The sequence below is a fragment of the Thermodesulfobacteriota bacterium genome, assembly GCA_030583865.1.
GTDB lineage: Bacteria > Desulfobacterota > GWC2-55-46 > GWC2-55-46 > GWC2-55-46 > UBA5799.
In genome coordinates, this window is record CP129479.1 from 290,832 (window position 1) to 309,615 (window position 18,784).

Annotated in this window: 17 protein-coding genes; 5 read left to right on the forward strand and 12 right to left on the reverse strand. The window is 56.4% G+C overall.

Going from position 1 to position 18,784, the window contains the following annotated elements:
• Nucleotides 1-154: 154 nt before the first annotated feature.
• From pstS to phoU, 5 genes are all read left to right on the forward strand, one after another.
• The gene (gene pstS / locus QY316_01365) at nt 155-1,189 is read left to right on the forward strand and encodes a phosphate ABC transporter substrate-binding protein PstS (protein ID WKZ33085.1); all 1,035 of its coding nucleotides are present in this window, start codon (nt 155-157) and stop codon (nt 1,187-1,189) included.
• A gap of 102 nt (nt 1,190-1,291) precedes the next feature.
• Nucleotides 1,292-2,278 carry a phosphate ABC transporter permease subunit PstC gene (gene pstC, locus QY316_01370; protein ID WKZ33086.1) on the forward strand — a complete coding sequence of 329 codons (987 nt, stop codon included), beginning with the start codon at nt 1,292-1,294 and terminating at the stop codon, nt 2,276-2,278.
• The gene (gene pstA, locus QY316_01375) at nt 2,279-3,121 is read left to right on the forward strand and encodes a phosphate ABC transporter permease PstA (protein WKZ33087.1); all 843 of its coding nucleotides are present in this window, start codon (nt 2,279-2,281) and stop codon (nt 3,119-3,121) included.
• Nucleotides 3,122-3,877, forward strand: coding sequence for a phosphate ABC transporter ATP-binding protein PstB (gene pstB, locus QY316_01380; protein WKZ33088.1), 756 nt, complete (start codon nt 3,122-3,124; stop codon nt 3,875-3,877).
• A gap of 182 nt (nt 3,878-4,059) precedes the next feature.
• Nucleotides 4,060-4,725: a phosphate signaling complex protein PhoU gene (gene phoU, locus QY316_01385; GenBank protein WKZ33089.1), complete on the forward strand. Its 666-nt coding sequence runs from the start codon at nt 4,060-4,062 to the stop codon at nt 4,723-4,725.
• 45 nt (nt 4,726-4,770) lie between these two features.
• On the opposite strand, the gene QY316_01390 is transcribed toward phoU, so the two are convergent.
• The 12 genes from QY316_01390 to petA form a co-directional block, all read right to left on the reverse strand.
• Nucleotides 4,771-5,178: a hypothetical protein gene (locus QY316_01390; protein ID WKZ33090.1), complete on the reverse strand. Its 408-nt coding sequence runs from the start codon at nt 5,176-5,178 to the stop codon at nt 4,771-4,773.
• Nucleotides 5,179-5,691 (reverse strand): hypothetical protein, encoded by a 513-nt coding sequence (locus tag QY316_01395; protein WKZ33091.1) that lies wholly within the window; start codon nt 5,689-5,691, stop codon nt 5,179-5,181.
• Nucleotides 5,692-5,713: 22 nt separating this feature from the next.
• The gene (gene glyQ, locus QY316_01400) at nt 5,714-6,604 is read right to left on the reverse strand and encodes a glycine--tRNA ligase subunit alpha (protein WKZ33092.1); all 891 of its coding nucleotides are present in this window, start codon (nt 6,602-6,604) and stop codon (nt 5,714-5,716) included.
• 175 nt (nt 6,605-6,779) lie between these two features.
• On the reverse strand, nt 6,780-7,550 hold the full coding sequence (gene recO, locus QY316_01405; protein WKZ33093.1) for a DNA repair protein RecO: 771 nt from the start codon (nt 7,548-7,550) through the stop codon (nt 6,780-6,782).
• A gap of 1 nt (nt 7,551) precedes the next feature.
• The gene (gene mgtE, locus QY316_01410; GenBank protein WKZ33094.1) at nt 7,552-8,910 is read right to left on the reverse strand and encodes a magnesium transporter; all 1,359 of its coding nucleotides are present in this window, start codon (nt 8,908-8,910) and stop codon (nt 7,552-7,554) included.
• A gap of 399 nt (nt 8,911-9,309) precedes the next feature.
• The gene (locus QY316_01415) at nt 9,310-10,143 is read right to left on the reverse strand and encodes a universal stress protein (protein ID WKZ33095.1); all 834 of its coding nucleotides are present in this window, start codon (nt 10,141-10,143) and stop codon (nt 9,310-9,312) included.
• A complete protein-coding gene (locus QY316_01420) occupies nt 10,140-12,422 on the reverse strand; it encodes an ATP-dependent Clp protease ATP-binding subunit (GenBank protein WKZ33096.1) in 2,283 nt (760 codons plus the stop codon). Before QY316_01420 ends, QY316_01415 begins: the two co-directional genes overlap by 4 nt.
• 217 nt (nt 12,423-12,639) lie before the next feature.
• The gene (locus tag QY316_01425) at nt 12,640-13,521 is read right to left on the reverse strand and encodes a DnaJ C-terminal domain-containing protein (GenBank protein ID WKZ33097.1); all 882 of its coding nucleotides are present in this window, start codon (nt 13,519-13,521) and stop codon (nt 12,640-12,642) included.
• A 355-nt stretch (nt 13,522-13,876) separates the two neighbouring features.
• Nucleotides 13,877-15,763 (reverse strand): molecular chaperone DnaK, encoded by a 1,887-nt coding sequence (gene dnaK / locus QY316_01430; protein ID WKZ33098.1) that lies wholly within the window; start codon nt 15,761-15,763, stop codon nt 13,877-13,879.
• Between the two features lie 282 nt (nt 15,764-16,045).
• Nucleotides 16,046-16,654, reverse strand: a complete 609-nt coding sequence (locus QY316_01435) for a cytochrome c1 (protein ID WKZ33099.1) — start codon at nt 16,652-16,654, stop codon at nt 16,046-16,048.
• Nucleotides 16,647-17,852, reverse strand: coding sequence for a cytochrome b/b6 (locus QY316_01440; protein ID WKZ33100.1), 1,206 nt, complete (start codon nt 17,850-17,852; stop codon nt 16,647-16,649). The genes QY316_01435 and QY316_01440 overlap by 8 nt, the downstream gene beginning before the upstream one ends.
• A 205-nt stretch (nt 17,853-18,057) precedes the next feature.
• The gene (gene petA / locus QY316_01445; protein ID WKZ33101.1) at nt 18,058-18,648 is read right to left on the reverse strand and encodes a ubiquinol-cytochrome c reductase iron-sulfur subunit; all 591 of its coding nucleotides are present in this window, start codon (nt 18,646-18,648) and stop codon (nt 18,058-18,060) included.
• Nucleotides 18,649-18,784: the final 136 nt, after the last annotated feature.

The following is an 18,784-nucleotide window of genomic DNA, read 5'->3' on the forward strand; positions in this document are numbered from 1 at the left end:
AAAAGAGCGCGGCAGCGCGCAAAAAGGCCTTTTGCACCAGCCCTGGGTACCGGAGCGGTGCCCCCTTTTTCCATAGCGTAACCCGCCTGTAACACGGCTGTAACAATTCTCCTGTAAAGTCAGCTCAAAAAGCGGAATAAAAAGGAAACCGGATATGAAAAAGATACTACTTTTAGCGCTGATATTCCTGGGTTTGTCGGTCGGCACTGCCTCGGCCCAGCTCATAAACGGCGCTGGCGCGACATTCCCGTACCCGCTCTACTCCAAGTGGGCGTATGAATACAACAGGGCTACAGGGGTGAGGCTCAACTACCAGTCCATCGGGAGCGGCGGCGGCATAAGGCAGGTCACGGCAGGCACAGTGGACTTCGGCGCGTCGGACGCGCCCCTCGGGGCAAAGGAGCTCGGGGACGCGGGCCTCGTACAGTTCCCGATGGCGGTCGGCGGGGTCGTGCCGGTCGTGAACCTCGAAGGGGTGAGCCCCGGAAGCCTCCAGCTCACCGGAGAGGTCCTTGCCGACATCTTCCTCGGGAAGATAACCAAATGGAACGACCAGCGGATAGCCGCGCTCAACCCCGGGGTGAAGCTCCCTGACACTAAGATAACTGTCGTACACCGCTCTGACGGAAGCGGCACGACATGGATATTCGCGAACTACCTGTCAAAGGTGAGCCCCGAATGGAAGGGCAAGGTGGGCTTCGGCACGGCGGTCAATTGGCCCGCGGGCGTCGGCGGCAAGGGTAACGAGGGTGTGGCCATGTACGTAAAGAGGATGAAGAACTCCATCGGATACGTCGAGTACGCGTACGCCATCCAGAACAAGCTCACCCACGCAAAGCTCAGCAACAAGGCGGGGAGCTTTGTAGAGCCCTCCATGGAGACTTTCCAGTCAGCCGCGGCCAACGCCGACTGGAAGGGCACGCCAGGTTTCGGGGTAGTCCTAACGGACCAGTCCGGAAAAGACTCGTGGCCCATTGCAGGCGCGACCTTCATACTCGTAAAGAAAAACCAGTCGGACTGCAAAAAGGCTACAGAGGTCTTGAAGTTCTTTGGTTGGGCCTACAGGAACGGGGCGGAAATGGCGAAGTCGCTCGATTACGTTCCCATCCCGCCCGCAGTGTACGGCCTCATGGAGGCAGCGTGGGCGCGGGATATAAAATGCAATTCGCAGCCGGTCTGGGGCAAATAGGATTTCAAGCCGCGCCTGCAAGGGGCGGCTTTTTTGTGGAAACCGCGAACCTTTTGGAATAATATCAAGCCGATGCCGGAAAAAGCAGACGAGAAGGTACGGATGCCGTCAAGAGATATCCCCGAGAAAGGGGCTTCGGACAGGGGCCCGGCAGCCGCGGCGCGGAGATACGCCGCGGCCAGGGCAGGGGACGCGGTATTCAAGGGCGCGGCCTGGTTCTTCGCCGCATCTGTTATCGCCCTGATGCTCCTCATATTCGTCATCCTCCTAAAGGAGTCCTGGCTTTCCATCAAGACCTTCGGCCTCGGTTTCCTTGTAAGCTCCACCTGGGACCCGGTCGCCCTCCAATTCGGCGCGCTCCCGTCCGTTTACGGCACACTGGTCTCCTCCGCTATAGCGATAATAATTGCGCTCCCCATAAGCATAGGCATAGCGATATTCCTTACGGAGATGGCCCCCAAGCGCGTAAGCGGGCCGGTTGGGTCGGCAATCGAGCTCCTGGCCTCGATACCGAGCATCATCTACGGCATGTGGGGGCTATTCGTATTCGCGCCGGTGCTTTCCGAGCACGTCGAGCCGTTCCTTATCGACCGGCTGGGCTTCATCCCGCTATTTTCAGGCGCGCCGCTCGGCATAGGCATGCTCCCGGCGGGCTTCATCCTCGCCATAATGATAATCCCGTTCATATCATCCGTCACAAGGGACATCTTCCGCATGGTCCCTCCCATGCTCAAGGAATCGGGCTATGGGGTGGGGGCCACCAAGTGGGAGGTGATATGGAAGATAGTGATACCGTACACGAGGTCCGGGATAATAGGGGCCGTGATACTCGGCCTCGGCAGGGCGCTCGGAGAGACGATGGCGGTAACCTTCCTTATAGGGAACGCCCAGAACATAAGCATCTCGCTCCTCGACCCGGCAACTTCCATCTCGGCAACTCTCGCGAACGAGTTCACCGAGGCCTTCGAGGACCTCTATCTTTCAAGCCTCGTCGAGCTCGGGCTCATCCTTTTCCTCATAACATTCGTGGTGCTCGCGATAGCGAAGCTCCTGATCGCAAGGTTTTCGTACCAGGGCGGTAAATTCTAGATGAACGCGCATTATATAAAAAGGACGCTGGCCAATTACGGGGCGCTTACGGTCTCGGCCCTCTCGGCCGTTTTCGGCATATTCTTCCTTTTCTGGATATTGAAGGACGTGCTCGTCCTGGGCTTCAGCGCCATAAACCTTGATTTCTTCACCCAGCTCCCTGCCCCCGCGGGCATGGAAGGGGGCGGGCTCGCGAACGCCATTGCCGGGACCTTCCTCATAACCGCGCTCGCGACCGTCATCGGCGTTCCCGCGGGCATAATGGCAGGCACGTACCTTTCGGAATACGGACGGAAGAGCAGGATGGCATCGGTCGTGAGGTTCATATCCGACATCCTCGTAAGCGCGCCGTCCATAGTAATAGGCGTCTTCGTCTATGCGCTCCTCGTCAAGCCTTTCGGGGGGTTTTCCGCCATCGCGGGCGCGGTGGCCCTGGCCATAATAATGCTCCCGGTGGTCATTCGGACGGCCGAGGAGATGCTGAAGCTCGTGCCTGACGCGACCAGGGAAGCGGCCCTGGCCCTCGGAGCGCCGCACTGGAAGGTAACTGTCCAGGTCGTCTACAGGGGGGCTGCCCGCGGCATAGTCACGGGCGTAATGCTCGCGGTCGCAAGGGTCTCTGGCGAGACCGCGCCGCTACTATTTACCTCGTTCAATAACTCCTTCTGGAACTTCAGCCTCACCGAGCCCACGGCCACGCTCACGGTAACGATATTCAACTACGCTATGGGCCCCTACGAGGACTGGCACCAGAAGGCGTGGGCCGCGGCCCTCCTTATAACGGCTATTGTGTTGCTTGTGAACATCATTTCAAGGATAATAGTGAGAGGCAAGGCTGGATAGATGAAAGACAAGCTGACGATAAAGGACCTCAATTTCTGGTACGGCGACAAGCAGGCCCTGAAGGACATAAACCTCCACATCAGGGAAAAGCAGATAACCGCCCTCATCGGGCCGTCCGGGTGCGGGAAGACGACCTTTTTGAGGTGCCTCAACAGGATGCACGACCTCTACCCCGGGAACAGATACGAGGGCGAGATACTGCTTGAAGGCAGAAACATACTGGAAAAGGGCCTCGACCTCATAAAGCTACGGGGTAAGATCGGCATGGTCTTCCAGAAGCCCACGCCTTTCCCAATGTCCATTTACGAGAACATCGCATTCGGGCTTAAGCTCATGGGCATAAAGAGCAAGGGAGAGGTGTCCGGCAGGGTCGAGAAGGCCCTGAAGGACTCCGCCCTGTGGGACGAGATACGCGACAGGCTCCACGGGCCTGCCCTATCGCTCTCCGGCGGGCAGCAGCAGAGGCTCTGCATCGCCCGGGCCATCGCGGTCGAGCCCGAGGTCATCTTGATGGACGAGCCCTGCTCGGCACTCGACCCCGTTGCCACGGCCAAGATAGAGGACCTCATGACCGGCATAAAGGAGAACTACACGGTCGTGATAGTCACGCACAACATGCAGCAGGCCGCAAGGGTTTCGGAGTATACCGGGTTTTTCATGCTCGGCGAGGTCGTGGAGTTCGACACCACAGAGAAGATATTCACGGCCCCTTCTAATAAGCTCACGGAAGACTATATAACAGGGCGTTTCGGCTAGCAGGTTGCTGAAAAACTCATAGCACGTTCAGGCTGCTCAAAAAGTCCAAGATGCAAGGAGTCGAAAAATGAGGAATGAGGCGTACTCTCCTTGTACGCCGGAGTGTCCAATTTTGAAGACGACGCCGCAGATTGGGCTTTTTCAGCAGCCTGCCAGGCGGAAGCCTGCCTTAAGGAGGAAGAATGACCCGCGAAGCATACCACAAGTCGATGAAGGGCCTCGAGGCCGACCTTCAGCAGATGGCCGGTCTGGTCGTAGACGCGATAAAGGGCTCTATCGAGGCATTGAAGACGAGGGACATTGAGAAGTCCCGCCATATAGTGCGGAACGACATGGAGATAAACAGGAAGCGCTTCCAGATAGAGGAGAAGTGCATTAGCCTCATAGCGACCCAGCAGCCCATGGCCGTCGACCTACGCATACTCGCTGCCATAATAAACATCATAACCGACCTCGAGCGCATCGGCGACCACGCCGAGGGCATCGCCAAGATAAGCGTCTCGATTGGCGAGGAGCCGTTGGTCAAGCCCCTTGTGGACATGCCCCTTATGGCGGAGAAGGCCGTATCCATGCTTGAGAGGTGTATGAAATCGTTTATCGAAAGGGACGTAAAGGCCGCCAGGGAGATATGCAATGAGGACGACGAGGTCGATGCCTATTACGACAAGATATACAACGACCTTGTGCTGCTAATGATAGACAACCCGAAGCTCATAAAGGATGCGACATATCTCATCTGGGCCGCGCACAATATCGAGAGGATGGCCGACAGGGTGACGAATATAGCGGAGAGGGTGGTTTATATGGTCACGGGCAAGATGGAGGAGATGAACGTCTCGAAGTACTGAGTGAAAACAGTTGATTAAGTCTGGCCTTAATCAAAAAGTATAAGATTATCTTGCTAATCCACTTGGAAGACTTGCGGCGGTTTCGAGCACCTGTACGACATCAGTCCTAAAAATAATTGGAACAATTTCGCGATTATTCAAAATAGTTTCTTTTCGCCCCCAATGAACTGAATACAATTTTTCATTTGTATTTGGTAACGGCGTCACCGTTGGCTGGCCTGGACCAGTATAAATATATATCCAATCACCTTTATTAACTATTCCATCTCCAAACCAAAAAAGATTATCTCGAATAGGGAAGGCCGAACCGTTTCCTGCCCGTATCCCAAGCATGATTCCATACTGACCCAGGTTTAAATTTTCATTGATATAGAGTACAATTCTCTCTTGATTGGCTATTCCTCTATCATAAACATCAACTGTTTTGATTTCGGTTAAGAGATTTACAAACATTTAAGCGCCCTCGCCTTTGAAAAAACGATTAGAGAACCAGCCTAAAGTTGCAAGAAGTAAACCTATAAAAATTAGACCATAACCATACCAAATACCATCTATAGACATGTCGATTCCAAAACTAATAAGACCTGTTCCTACGACAATAATTAGATTGCCAAGATGTTTCTCTTTTAGAAAGGAATTTATGCGTTCTTGAAGAACAGCGGCTTTTATTCTGCTTGCGGAAAGATCCGCATGGGTTTGCTTCAATTCATTCCGGGCCTCTTTAAGCTCCGCATCCTTTGATTGGAGCTCAAACTGGAGTTGGTTGACTACACCCGCCACTAAGGTTGCGGTAACTTCTCCTCCCATATTTTTCGATTTCGTTGCCGCTAACCCTTCAATAGTTTGAGCGATTGGGAGGCCTTTTAATGGGCTTTCTTCTAAAGCTTGAACAATCTCGGGCTTCACAACCTGAGTGCCTGTCGAGCCAGTATTTGCTGGCTTAGGAATTTCAATCTCACCAACCATTTAGCTCCTCATCTCAAAAAAATCAAGCCCCCGCCTTTACGGCCTCTCCCCTCAATAGCGGAAACCCCAATTCCTCCCTGGTCTTCAGATACCCTTCGGCGGAGCCTCTTGCAAGGGCCCTTACGCGGCCTATGAACCGGGTCCTTTCGGCAACGCTTATCGCGCCGCGCGCGTCCAGGAGGTTGAATGAGTGGGAGCACTTGAGGCAATAATCATACGCCGGGAGGTAGAGCCCCTTTTCCATTAACTTCCCGCACTCCTTTTCGTACATGTCGAAAAGGGTGAATAGCATCTGGGTGTCGGCCTCCTCGAAGTTGTGCTTCGAGTACTCTATCTCGGTCTGCTTGTGGACGTCACCGTAGTTTACGTCCTTCGACCATTTGAGGTCGTAGACGTTGTCCACGCCCTGGAGGTACATGGTTATCCTCTCAAGGCCGTAGGTTATCTCGCCGGAAACGGGTTTTAAATCAATGCCGCCAGCCTGCTGGAAATAGGTGAACTGGGTTATCTCCATGCCGTCGAGCCAGACCTCCCAGCCGAGGCCCCACGCGCCGAGCGTCGGGGACTCCCAATCGTCCTCGACGAATCGAATGTCATGGGCGAGCGGGTCGATCCCCAGTGCCTTGAGGCTCTCCAGGTAAATCTCCTGTATCTCGTCGGGCGAGGGCTTCAATATAACCTGGAACTGGTAATAATGCTGGAGCCTGTTCGGGTTCTCGCCGTACCTGCCGTCGGTCGGGCGTCTCGACGGCTCGACATACGCCGCCTTCCACGGCTCCGGCCCGAGCACCTTAAGGAAGGTTGCAGGGTGGAAGGTGCCCGCTCCCTTTTCAACGTCATAGGGCTGCATTATTACGCAGCCCCTCTCGGCCCAGAACCTCTGAAGGGTAAGTATCACATCCTGGAAATACACTGTAAGTTCCTCCAATCAGGGCCTGATAAAAGACCTTGGCCCTGTGCCATTCTACAAAAAATAGAGCCTTTAAGTCAAAAGTGAATTCCTCGATTCCCCTCTTTGCTAAAAGAGGGGTGAGGGGAGATTATAACTCGGTTTTTTATGCCCCTTGCTCCCACTTGGAAAAAGGGGTTCATGCCGGGCACCCTGCTATGCGGAGCTTGGCCATGAAGCGGCGGGTCTTGAGCTCTTTTCCGAGCTGAAATTTTATGAAATCAGAGAGAAGGCGCTCGCTCTCGTCGAGGAAGGCCTGGTCAGGCCTAAGGCGTGTGAGCTTTCCTTCCTCAAGGCGCGCGGCCATCGAGAGTAGGCCCGCTGTCCCCGGGGAGACCGGCACGAGGCCGCTGATCCCTGTTGAGCAGCCCCTGCATACGGTGCCGCCCCTATCAGAGCTGAAAAAGAGCCTTCCGCCCTCGTGCGCCTTCCTGCATGCCACGCACCCGTTGAGGTGCGGCAGATACCCCGTATTGGAAAGGAGCCGTATCTCGAAAAACCTCAAGCACTCCGGGCCGGGGCCGCCTTCGAGCATCTTAAGGAACGCCGCAAGCTCGCGGTATACAGCCGGGAGCGCCTGCCCCTCGCGTGTCATCTCGGATGCGAGCTCAAGCATGTAGCAGGCTTCCGAATACCTTTCAATATCGCCCCTCAGCCCGGAGAATGCGTCTATGAGGGACGCGTCCTCTACCCGGGCGAGGTCGCTCGTCCCGTTATGGAAAAAGAGGATATCGATATGGGAGGCGGGGTCGAGGTTGCCGACGAAGCGTTTCCGGGACCTCCGCGCGCCCTTGGCGATGCCGCTCATCTTGCCGCGCCCCAGGGTGTAGAAGGTGAGTATGCGGTCTGACTCGCCGTAGTCCACGGAATTCAGGACTATGGCCCTGTCCTTGTAGGTGCCGCGCTTCATGCTAAAGTAGCCCCGTTTTCATGAATATTGTCGCAAGGCCGAGGAACGTGAAGAACCCGCCCACGTCGGTCGAGGCCGTTACGAATATGCTCGAAGATATGGCCGGGTCGAAGTTGTATCTCTTTAGTATCAGCGGCATTATCGAGCCTATGAGCCCGGCCACCATCATGTTCGCTATCATCGCGAGGAATAGGAGGAGGCCCACATAGACGCTCGCGCCGAGAAGGAAGGCTATGAAGCCCGCGACCGCGCCTGTAAGGAAGCCGTTCGAGAAGCCGACGACGACCTCCTTCATGAGCAACCATTTTGCGTTTTTGAAGGTTATCTCGCCGAGGGCCAGCGCCCTCACGACGACCGTTATGGTCTGGGTGGCCGCGTTCCCGCCCATGCCGGCGACTATGGGCATGAGGACGGCGAGTATTACGAGCTGCTCGATGGTGCCCTCGAATATCTTCACTATCCCGGCGGCTGCCGAGGCTGTTACGAGGTTAAGAAAGAGCCACGGCACCCGCATGCGTATGGCCCTTGCAGGCGGATCGAGCGCCCGGGCGCCTATGTTGAGGCCCGCCATTTTATAAAAGTCCTCGAATATTTCCTCCTCGAGGACGTCCACTATGTCGTCTATGGTTATCCGTCCCACTAGCCTGCCGTCGTTATCGACGACCGGGACGGATATGAGGTCGTATTTCTGGAAGAGCTTCGCGGCCTCCTCCTGGTCCATGTCGGTCCGGACGCGTATGGCGTCCCTGTTCGTTATCTCGATTATCCGGGCCCTGGGCCCGGCCAGTATGAGCCTGTCGAGAGGGACCGCGCCGATGAGCCTGCCGTTGCCGTCCACCACGAAGACGCTCGATATGTTCTCTATGACGGCGGCCTTTCTCCTGACTTCCTCTATCGTCTCCTCGACCGTGGCTGTCTCGGGCACCGAGGCGAGCTCGGCCTGCATCTTCCCGCCCGCCGTGTCCTCGGGGTAGACCAGGAGCTTCTGTACGGCCAGGGACTCCTGCCGGTCGATGCCTTCGAGCACCTGCCGCGCGTCCTCGACCGGTAGCTCGGAGATGACGTCAGCCGCGTCGTCGGTCTCCATCTCGTGGACGACCTCTATGAGCTCCTCGGATGAAATGGAGGAGATGAGGACCTTCCTCAGGCGCTCGTCGACCTCGAGGATGACGGCAGAGGCCTGCTCAGGCGGGAGCAGCCTGAAGACCCGCATGGCCTGCTCTTCATCGAGAGAGCCCAGGATCCTCCCGATATCCGATGAATGCAGGCTTTCGAGAAGGCGGCTGATTTCGGAATCGCGCCCCTCGTCGAGATGGCCCCTGATTTCGTCAGTATGGTCGTTTTTGGCTTCGATGCTCATGCCATAGGCTCTTTAAGAACGGATTCTGGTCCCGAACCGGGCATTCCAAGCGGGAAAATCCGGTAACAAGTCGGCAGGCTGTTGCGAAAAAAGTATATCCTTGAAAAATTAGCACCGGTGCAGATATAAGTCAATAGGGAATAAGGAGATTTTGAGGGCAGAAAATCGATTTGGTATCTGCGGATAACCGAGGAGGGGTAATTTAAAAAAAATGGGGAAGCTGGTCTTTTTTCTACTTTGTTACCAAGGTGGGATTAAATGAAAAATAATATCGTCAGCTAATTTATACAATGAAGATTTCCATGTCAGTTTTTTCTTGCGCTTGTAGTACATAAGGAGAGTAAAAAAAACCAGGAATAAAGCAAGGCTTGTGATAAGGAAGATTTCAAGCACAGAGTTTTATCGCTCTAAAAAGAAAGGCCCCATGACGGTCCGCATGACGTGCTCGGTCGTGGAGCCGAGGACCATCTCAACGAGCCTTGAATGGTGGGAGGTGCCCATGAAAAGGAGGTCGTGCCCGTTGTCCTTGTAGTAGTTCTCAATGATGATGGGGGCGTCGCCCTTCCTGTGGATGAAGCTCGCCTCTATGCCGTAGGGCTTAAGGTATGTGCGGGCGTCGTTCAGGAGGGGGTCTTCTTCCTCGCTGGACGATACGGTGAGGACCGTAAGCGAGAGGTCCAGGGTCTTGGCCCATTCCGCGGCGGAGTGCATTGCCCTGCTCGCGTTGGGGCTGCCGTCATATGCGAGAAGCGGCTTTTTAGGCTCCGAGAAGCGCTCGGGCACTATGAGGACCGGCTTGGGCGACCTCCTCAAGACGCTCTCGGTCGTCGAGCCCAGGAGGCCGTACTCGAACCGGGCGTTGACGCCCCGCCTTCCGATTACGACCAGGTCCGCGACCTTGGCCTTGTCCACTATTTCATTTGCGACGACGCCGAAGGATATCTGCGTTTCGCATTGCGTCCCGTTCTCCTTGCAGGTGTCCTCGAAGGCGGAAAGTATGGTCTTTCCCCTGGCCTCAAGGGCCTCGCGCATACGGGTCGAGAAGTTCATGAACGGCTCGAAGCCGAGGGAGCCCGATATGTCGTGGAGGAACGGCCCTTCGAGGGAGACGACGTCGACCACGTTCATGCCGACAAGCCCGGCGCCGAACTTCGACGAAAGCCACATCGAGTAGTCCAGCGCCGACTTGCCGTATACTGATCCGTCCTGCGGGACGAGTATCGTCTTTATCATGCCAGCGCCGGCTCGCCCATGTTCGATGCTTCCACAGTCACCTCGTCCCTCTCCGCGTCCACCTTGAAGAAGTCCCCCTCTTTCCATTTGAGGGTTATGGGGACCTTCACCTTCTCGTCCACGTGCCTCTTAAGGAACCTTGCACCGTACCGCTGGTTATAACCCTTCTCGACCAGAACGTCAACCGCTTTTTCGGTGACCGAGAGGTGCTTGCCGTAGCCTTCCATGTGCTCGCGTATCTTCTCGAGGTACATATGCGTAAGCTGCCTGACTTCGTTCCTCGTAAGGGGCGTAAAGACGATCACGTCGTCGATGCGGTTGAGGAACTCGGGGCTTAAGGTGTTCTCCACCTCTTTTATGATGTCTTTCTTGTAGGACCGGGCGTCCACATCGTTCTCGGTCATGAAGCCCAGCGGTTTCACGTACTTCCTGAAGACGTCCGCGCCGAGGTTGCTGGTCATGATAATGACGGTGTCGCTGAAGTAAACCCTTTTCCCCCTGCCGTCCGTGAGCCACCCCTCGTCAAAGACCTGGAGGAAGAGGTTAAGGACGAACGGGTGCGCCTTCTCCACCTCGTCAAGGAGCACTACCGAATAAGGGTTTTCGCGGACCGGGTTGGTGAGGAGGCCCCCCCGCTCCGAGCCCACTATGCCCCTCGGCATGCCGATTAGCTTATCTACCGCAACGCCCGAGTCCTTGTACTCGCTCATGTCCAGGCGTATCATCTTCTTTTCGTCGCCGAAGAGAAAGTCCGCGAGCGACTTCGCAAGCTCGGTTTTCCCCACGCCAGTGGGGCCCAGGAAAAGGAGCACGCCGTCGGGCCTTGCGAAGTTCTCCTTCAAGGGGCCCTTGTTGAGCCGGAGCCTCTTCGAGAGGGCGTTGATAGCCTCCTTCTGGCCCACGACCCTCCTTGCGAGGGTCTTTTCCATGTCCTTGAACCTGCCGACCGTGTCCCTGAAGATCATGTCCCTGGGTATTCGCGTCTCCTGGGAGATGACCTCTATTATGTCGTCCGGGCCCACGGGCTCGGACGGCCTGTTTATCTCGACCTTCACGCAGGAGGTGTCGAGCCAGCCGATGACCTTGTCCGGCATCTTGAGGCTGCGCATGTACCTCTGGCTCATGTCGAGGCCGGTCTCTACGGCCTCGTCCGTCACCTTGACCGAGTAGCTCTTCTCAAGCCTCGGCCTTATGCCGTAGAGTATCTTCCTCGTCTCATCGACGGACGGCTCCTGTATGTGGACGAGCCTGAACCTCCTGGCCAGCGCCTCGTCCTCGGCTATGAACTCCTTGTACTCGGAGAGCGTGGTCGCGCCTATTATCTGGACCTCGCCCCTCGACAGGGTCGACTTGAAGATATTGGCCGCGTCCGAAGGCACTCCCATTGCCGAGCCCGCGCCGATGAGCGTATGGGCCTCGTCGATAAAGAAGATTATGTTCTTCCTCTCCTTTATTTCCTTTATTATCTTCTCAATCCTGTCCTCGAACATGCCCCTGAAGATGGTCCCGGCCACGACCGAGTTCATCTGCAGGTTCACTATCTGCTTGTCGCGGAGGCGCTTCGGCACCCTCTTGGGCTCTAGCTCTATCCTCCTCGCGAGCCCCTCGACGACCGCGGTCTTGCCCACGCCCGGCTCGCCGATTATCATGACCGAGTTCGAGCGTTCCATGTGGCAGAGTATCTCCATCACCTGGTCTATCTCCGCGTCCCTGCCGATTATGACGGGGAGCTTGTCGAATCTCGCGAGCTTATTGAGGTTCACGGCGAAGTGCTTGAGGTTCGGCGGGAGCTCGTATTTCTTCTTGAGCTCCTCCTCCATCTCTTCCTTGCTCCTGACCTTCACGGTGATCCTCCGCATGACGTAGTCGGGGTCAAGGCCGAAGCTGCGGAAGACCTTCGCAGGGAGGCTGTGGTTTTCCTGGAATATGGCAATGAAGAGGTCGGTAGAGTCGAGTTCGTCGCGGCCCCACCTCTGGGCCTCCTCGCGGGCGAGCCTGAAGACGTTCCTTGTGGCGGGCGGTATCTTCAGGCCCAGGCCGATGTACTGGCGGGAGACGTTCAGGTGCTCGTTAAGGAAGTTTATTACATGGAAGATGTCGAGGTTCAGGTCCTCCATCACCTCGCGGAAGAAGTTCTCCTCCACCTTGGCAAAGGCAAGGAAAAGGTGCTCTACGCCGAGATAATAATGCTGGCGGTTCTTGCTCTCCTCTATGGCGGCGTCCAGAACCCGTCGAGCAGCCGGCGTAAGCTTCTCTTTTATCTCTTCAAGTTCGGTCATGATTAGCCTCTTTTGGCCCGCCGGGGGGGGTACCCGGGCGGACGGTTGGGGCCTGACAAGCCGTTCGGCTCATTAGGTTCAGGTTTTCAAGCTTTCCCTAATCGCCTTTTACGCTGCCGCTTTATGGGTTATGGGGCGGCTGTTTGCGCCCGCTTATGTTCTCGTCTCCAAGCGGCAGAGCCTTTTTTGCCCGAATGGGCAACGCCATTACTTAATTCTACCACAGTCCTTTTCGGGGTTCGTAGGGATTTCGGCTCTCGAATTCCTCCATTAGTTCCCTGGACCTGTCGTCTATCTTCCCGGGGACCATGATTTTAACGACCGCGTATTCGTTTCCGCGTGTGAGGCCGTACACTCCCTTGCCCGTGATCCTGAGCATCTGCCCGGACTGGGTCCCGGGCGGCACCTTTATCCTGACGCTGCCGTCTATGGTGGGCACTTCTATTTCGGCGCCTATGAGGGCCTCCTTTAAGGTTATCGGCACGTCCACGTATATGTCCCTGTTTTCCCTCCTGAAATAAGGATGCGGCCTTACTGCCAGGAGTATATAGAGGTCTCCGGGCGGCCCTCCTGCAAGGCCTTCGCCGCCTTTTCCCGCAACCCTTACCCTCGAGCCGGTCACGACTCCAGGAGGTATCCTGACCTTTAGCGTCTCGGCCCCGGTCGGCCTGGGTATCGTTATTTCTGTCTCAGCCCCCTTTGCGGCCTGGAGGAAATCCAGGGTCAGCCTGTACTCGAGGTCCTCACCCCTTTGCGCCACCCTCCTTCCGGGCCTGCCCCTTCCGAAGAGCTCGCCGAAAATGTCCTCGAAACCGAAGCCGAAATCCTCGAAATTGACCCCGCCGGGCGCGTAGCCCGGGGCGCCTGTGCCCGTCTCGAACCCGACGTGGCCGGTAAGGTCGTAGTCGGCGCGCTTTTTTGGGTCGTTAAGTACCTGATATGCCTCGTTTATATCCTTGAACTTCGCCTCCATCTCGGCCCTCTTGTCCGGATGGAGGTCGGGATGGAATTCCCGGGCGAGCCTTCTGTAAGCCTTTTTTATCTCTTCTTCCGAAGCGTTCCTCGGGACCCCGAGCGTTGCGTAATAGTCTTTGGCCATATCGGTCCTTCGATCCAGGCGGCGTCGGCTTCGAGATAAGGCATATAAGAACGGACGCCCGGCCTGGCGCGCCCCTTTTGATTTTACAAGCAGGGCGGGATTAGGGCAAGTCTCTCAGGCAAGCTCTATGTTAGATCTTTTCCCCGGAATCTAAGTAGTACAGGAATAAAAATGCTCACATATCGCCATGTTGCAGCATTTTTTAACCCGGCCATTCTTTAATAAATGAAATAAAATTCCAGGTCTCTGGAATTTTATTTCATTATCCACTTGCAGGCGGCCAGAAAAAAACCGGGGGCGGCTCGCCGCCCCCGGTCTCGTTCACGCCAAGGCAGATGAGGGTCGGTCCGTGGTTTTACTTCTGCTGGTCGTCCACCACCTCGGCCTCGACCACATCGCCCTCCTTCTTCTTCTCGCCTTCTTCGCCGGGCTGTTGTGCCGCGGTCTTGTAAAGGACCTCGGCTATCTTGTGCGAGGCTGCCGTGACCTTTCCTACGGCGTCCTTGAGGGTATCGGGCTCGTTTGACTCGAGCGCCTTCTTGCCTTCTGCAAGGGCCTCCTCCGCGGCCTTCACATCCTCTTCCGGGAGCTTTGCGCGGTTCTCGTTTATTATCTTCTCCGTCGAGTAGATGAGGGAGTCGAGCTGGTTTCTGGTCTCTATGGCTTCCTTACGCTTTTTGTCCTCATCCGCGTGCGACTCGGCTTCCTTGACCATCTTCTCGACCTCGTCTTTCGCAAGGCCGCTCGACGCCGTTATGGTTATCTTCTGCTCCTTGCCGCTGGCCATGTCCTTTGCCGAGACGTGCAGTATGCCGTTCGCGTCAATGTCAAAGGCCACCTCCACCTGCGGCACTCCCCTCGGCGCCGGAGGTATGCCCAAGAGGTTGAACCTCCCGAGCGTCCTGTTGTCGCGCGCCATCGGCCTTTCGCCCTGAAGGACGTGTATCTCGACCTGCGTCTGGTTGTCGGTCGCCGTAGTGAAGGTCTCCTTCTTCCTCGCCGGAATGGTCGTGTTCCTGGTTATGAGGGTCGTCATGACGCCGCCGAGGGTCTCTACGCCCAGCGAAAGCGGCGTAACGTCGAGGAGCACCACGTCCTTCACCTCTCCGGCGAGGACCGCTCCCTGTATGGCGGCGCCTATGGCCACGACCTCGTCCGGGTTCACGCCCTTGTGCGGCTCCTTGCCGAAGAACTCCTTTACGAGCTTCGTTATCGCGGGCATCCTGGTCATGCCGCCCACGAGCACGACCTCGTCAATGTCAGAGGGGCTAAGGCCCGCGTCGCGGAGCGCCTGCTCGCAGGGCCTCTTGCTCCTCTGCACCAGGTCGTCGCAGAGCTGATCGAGCTTGGCCCTAGAAAGCCTCATTACGAGGTGCTTGGGGCCGGTCGCGTCCGCGGTTATGAAGGGCAGGTTTATCTCGGTCTCCATTGTCGAGGAGAGCTCGATCTTTGCCTTCTCGGCCGCTTCCTTAAGCCTCTGCAGGGCCATCCTGTCCTTCGAGAGGTCTATGCCCTGGTCCTTCTTGAATTCGGATATGAGCCAGTCGATTATCTTCTGGTCGAAGTTGTCGCCTCCGAGGTGGGTGTCGCCGTTCGTGGATTTGACCTCGAAGACCCCTTCGCCGACTTCCAGTATGGATATGTCGAAGGTGCCGCCGCCGAAGTCGTAGACGGCTATCTTCTCTTCCTTTTTCTTGTCGAGGCCGTAGGCCAGGGAAGAGGCCGTGGGCTCGTTTATTATCCTCTTTACGTCGAGGCCGGCGATCTTGCCTGCGTCTTTCGTGGCCTGCCTCTGAGCGTCGTTAAAATAGGCGGGCACGGTTATGACGGCCTCGGTCACGGGCTCGCCCAGGTAGGCCTCGGCAGACCTCTTGAGCTTCTGGAGTATCATGGCCGATATCTCAGGCGGGGTGAATGTCTTTCCCATGTTGCCGGAAACGACGACGGCCCTGCCCTGGTCGTCCTTCTCGGTCTTGTAGGGCACCATCGTCATCTCCTCGGTGACCTCTTCGGATTTGCGGCCCATGAACCTTTTTATCGAGAAGATGGTGTTTTCGGGGTTAGTCACGGCCTGCCTCTTGGCGACCTGCCCCACGAGTATCTCCTTGTCCTTTGTAAAGGCGACCACCGAGGGGGTTATGCGGCTCCCCTCCTCGTTCACTATGACTTTCGGCTCCCCGGCCTCCATGACCGCAACGACCGAGTTGGTGGTGCCGAGGTCTATGCCGATGATCTTTCCCATCTTTTACGTTCCTCCTGGCTTTTTGAAGGCAAGCTCTAAATCTCCATTTTCTAAAGCTTGCCTGGATTCTTATATCGCCTTGGAGTCCACAGGCGCCCTTGGATAAATACGGCGTCAATGCCCCAGACATTTTTATTATTCTCTCTGAAAACAGGCTGTTCAGAGGCCAGGCACGCGGGCCCGGCCACGCTTATGGGTAAATATAGGTACGCGGGGCGCTTTTGTCAAGGGAAGTGCTCGAAATACGGAAATTTTTTTAGAACGAAGAGACAGGGGTATTCTTCAGACCTTGAGCTTCCTCTTCTCTTCTTTCCAGGTATAGCGGTTAAGGACGTAGAGGACCGCCGTAAGGAGGGCCATGTACCCTAAAACCCAGGGGCCCAGGCTTTTCCTGTCTGCAAGGGAGGGCTCAGAGACGAGATAGAGGAACGCGGCGATATCCCTCGACTTTTCCGAAAGCTCCGGGTCGTCCATCGGGATGGGGGGCGGCATTGCTATGGCGCCTTCGGTGTGGGTCTCCTCGGCAAAGGCGCGGTTCCGTATCTCACCGTCCGCTATATAGTAGGTGGTAAGAAGGTCGTATAAATACTCCGCGCCTTCAAGCCCCTTTCCCCTGGCAGAGGCCATGAGGGTCAGGTCAGGCGGCACTACACCGAATGCCGCCTGGGCGGACTCGGGGTCCAGTGCCGGTGGTATGCCGTCAGGCGCGTCCGGGCCCCTGAAGTACTTAAGCCCGTGGCAGGCAACGCAGTGCTGCATGTAAAGCCCCATGCCCCTTGAATAAGCCTCGGGGCCCAGGTCGAATTCCACCCGTTCCCTTTGCAGCTGGGCAAATGCCGGAGAGCTCAAGGCCGCAAAAAAGGCGATTACAATGAGAAAGGCCCTAGCCACGCCGCCCATCCTTTCCGGGCTCCGTTGTCCTTTCGAAATACGGCAGGACCGGGAGGAGCGCGAAATAGAGGAAGTAGATGATTGTCGCTACCATGCCGAGGACATACATCCTCACGCCGACAGGGGATATGAAGTCCGGCGGATAGAGGCCTATGTAGCCGAGGAGGATGAAATTCAGGAAAAACACCCAGGTGAGGACTTTCTTGATCGGCCTGTGTCTTCCGCTACGCACCTTCGAGCGGTCGATGAAGGGGAGGAGCGCCAGGATGAATATGGACGCGCCCATCGCAATGGCGCCGCCGAGCTTGTCCGGAATGGACCTCAGGATCGCATAGAAGGGGAGGAAGTACCACTCGGGCACGATGTGGAGCGGGGTCTTAAGAGGGTTTGCCGGCTCGTTATTTACGGGCTCCATGAATGCGTCCGGCCGGAAGAAGACGAAATAAAGGAATACTGTAAGGACAAGGCTCAAAAACCATGCGTCTTTGGTTATGAAATACGGTGAAAAGGGCACCATCTCAGGCCCCTTTTTATCGTACTCTATCCCTTCGGGGTTGCCGGAGCCGACCCTGTGGAGGGCGGAGAGGTGGAGGACTATAAGCCCCCCGAGTATGGCGAAAGGGAAAAGCGTCGTGTGGAGCGAGTAGAAACGTGTAAGCGTCGCGTCCCCGACGGCAAAGTCGCCCCGGAGCCAGACCGTAAGCCCTTGCCCCACGAACGGGATGGCCGTAAAGAGGTTGGTTATGACGGTAGCGCCCCAAAAGGACATCTGCCCCCAGGGGAGGAGATAGCCCATGAAGGCCTCTGCCATGAAGCCCAGGAAAATGAGGAGGCCTATCCACCATAGTAGCTCTCTTGGGCCTTTATAGGAGCCGTAGTAGAGCCCCCTTCCCATGTGCACATAAAGGGCGAAGAAGATGCCCGTTGCGCCGACTGCGTGGAGATAGCGTATAAGCCACCCGTAATGCACATCCCGCATTATGTGCTGGACGCTGTCGAAGGCGAGGGCCTCGTCAGGCTTATAGTACATGGCGAGCCAGACCCCGGTTACGACCTGTATCACGAAAAATACGCCGAGGACCGAGCCGAAGTTCCAGAAGTAATTGATGTTTTTCGGGGTGGGATAGCCCGTTATGTGCTTCTCGATGAACTCGGAGAGGGGAAGGCGCTTATCTATCCAATCGAGGTACCGGGCCATTTGGCTCCTATCAAGATGCTGAAAAAGACTGTTTGGGGGAAACTTTCTGTAGAAAGGTTTCCCCCAGACCCCCTTCAAAGACTTTTAGTTCCTGAGAAAACCCCCAGCTTCCGGGGGTTTTCTCAGGAAGAACTGAAAGTTTTTGGAGAGAGTTTGAGAGAAACTTTTTATAAAAAGGTTCTCTCAACAGTTTTTCAGCGCCTTGCTAAATTGCGGGCAGGTCCTGTATCTTCCTTACGTTCTCGCCGTAGCCGCCGAAACGCTCGGTGCCTAGTATGAGAGTCTGGCCCTCGACCCGGTAAGGGAGGAGCCTAAGGTTTTCCGGTGGCGGGCCGCCGAGCCTCCTCCCGATGCTGTCGTATTTCCCGCCGTGGCAGGGGCAGTAGAAGCCCGCGACCCCTGTCTCAGGCACAGCTTTCCTGAACTGCGGTATGCAGCCCAGGTGCGTGCATATGCCTATCGAGACAAAGAGGCCCGGGTCCACGGCCCGCTCGTCCGGCGCTGCCGGGTCTGCGAGGGTTGCCGGGCTTATGAGGGAAGCCTCTTCTATCATGGCCGGGGTGCGCCGGAGTATGAATACGGGCTGCTTTCTCCAGATTATGGTCCGGAGCTCCCCTTCGCGGAGGGTGGAGATGTCAACCTCCTGGACCCCTGCCGCGAGGATGTCCTTTGTAGGGCTCATGGCCTTTATGAAAGGGACCGCGGCAAAAGCCGCGCCAAGCGCTCCGAGGAACGCGGCAGCTCCGGTCATGAACTTTCGCCGGCTTACGATGCCCTTCAGGTCTATTGCCATCATTCCAGCTCCGGGGTAACTACCTTGAAGTATAGCAGAAAAAAAGGAGCTGAAAGCGGAGGGTGGCGGGTAAAGCCGGATGCGCGTGGCGCGAACGAAAAAAGCCGGGCAGAACGCCCGGCTTTGAATTGGTTATAAT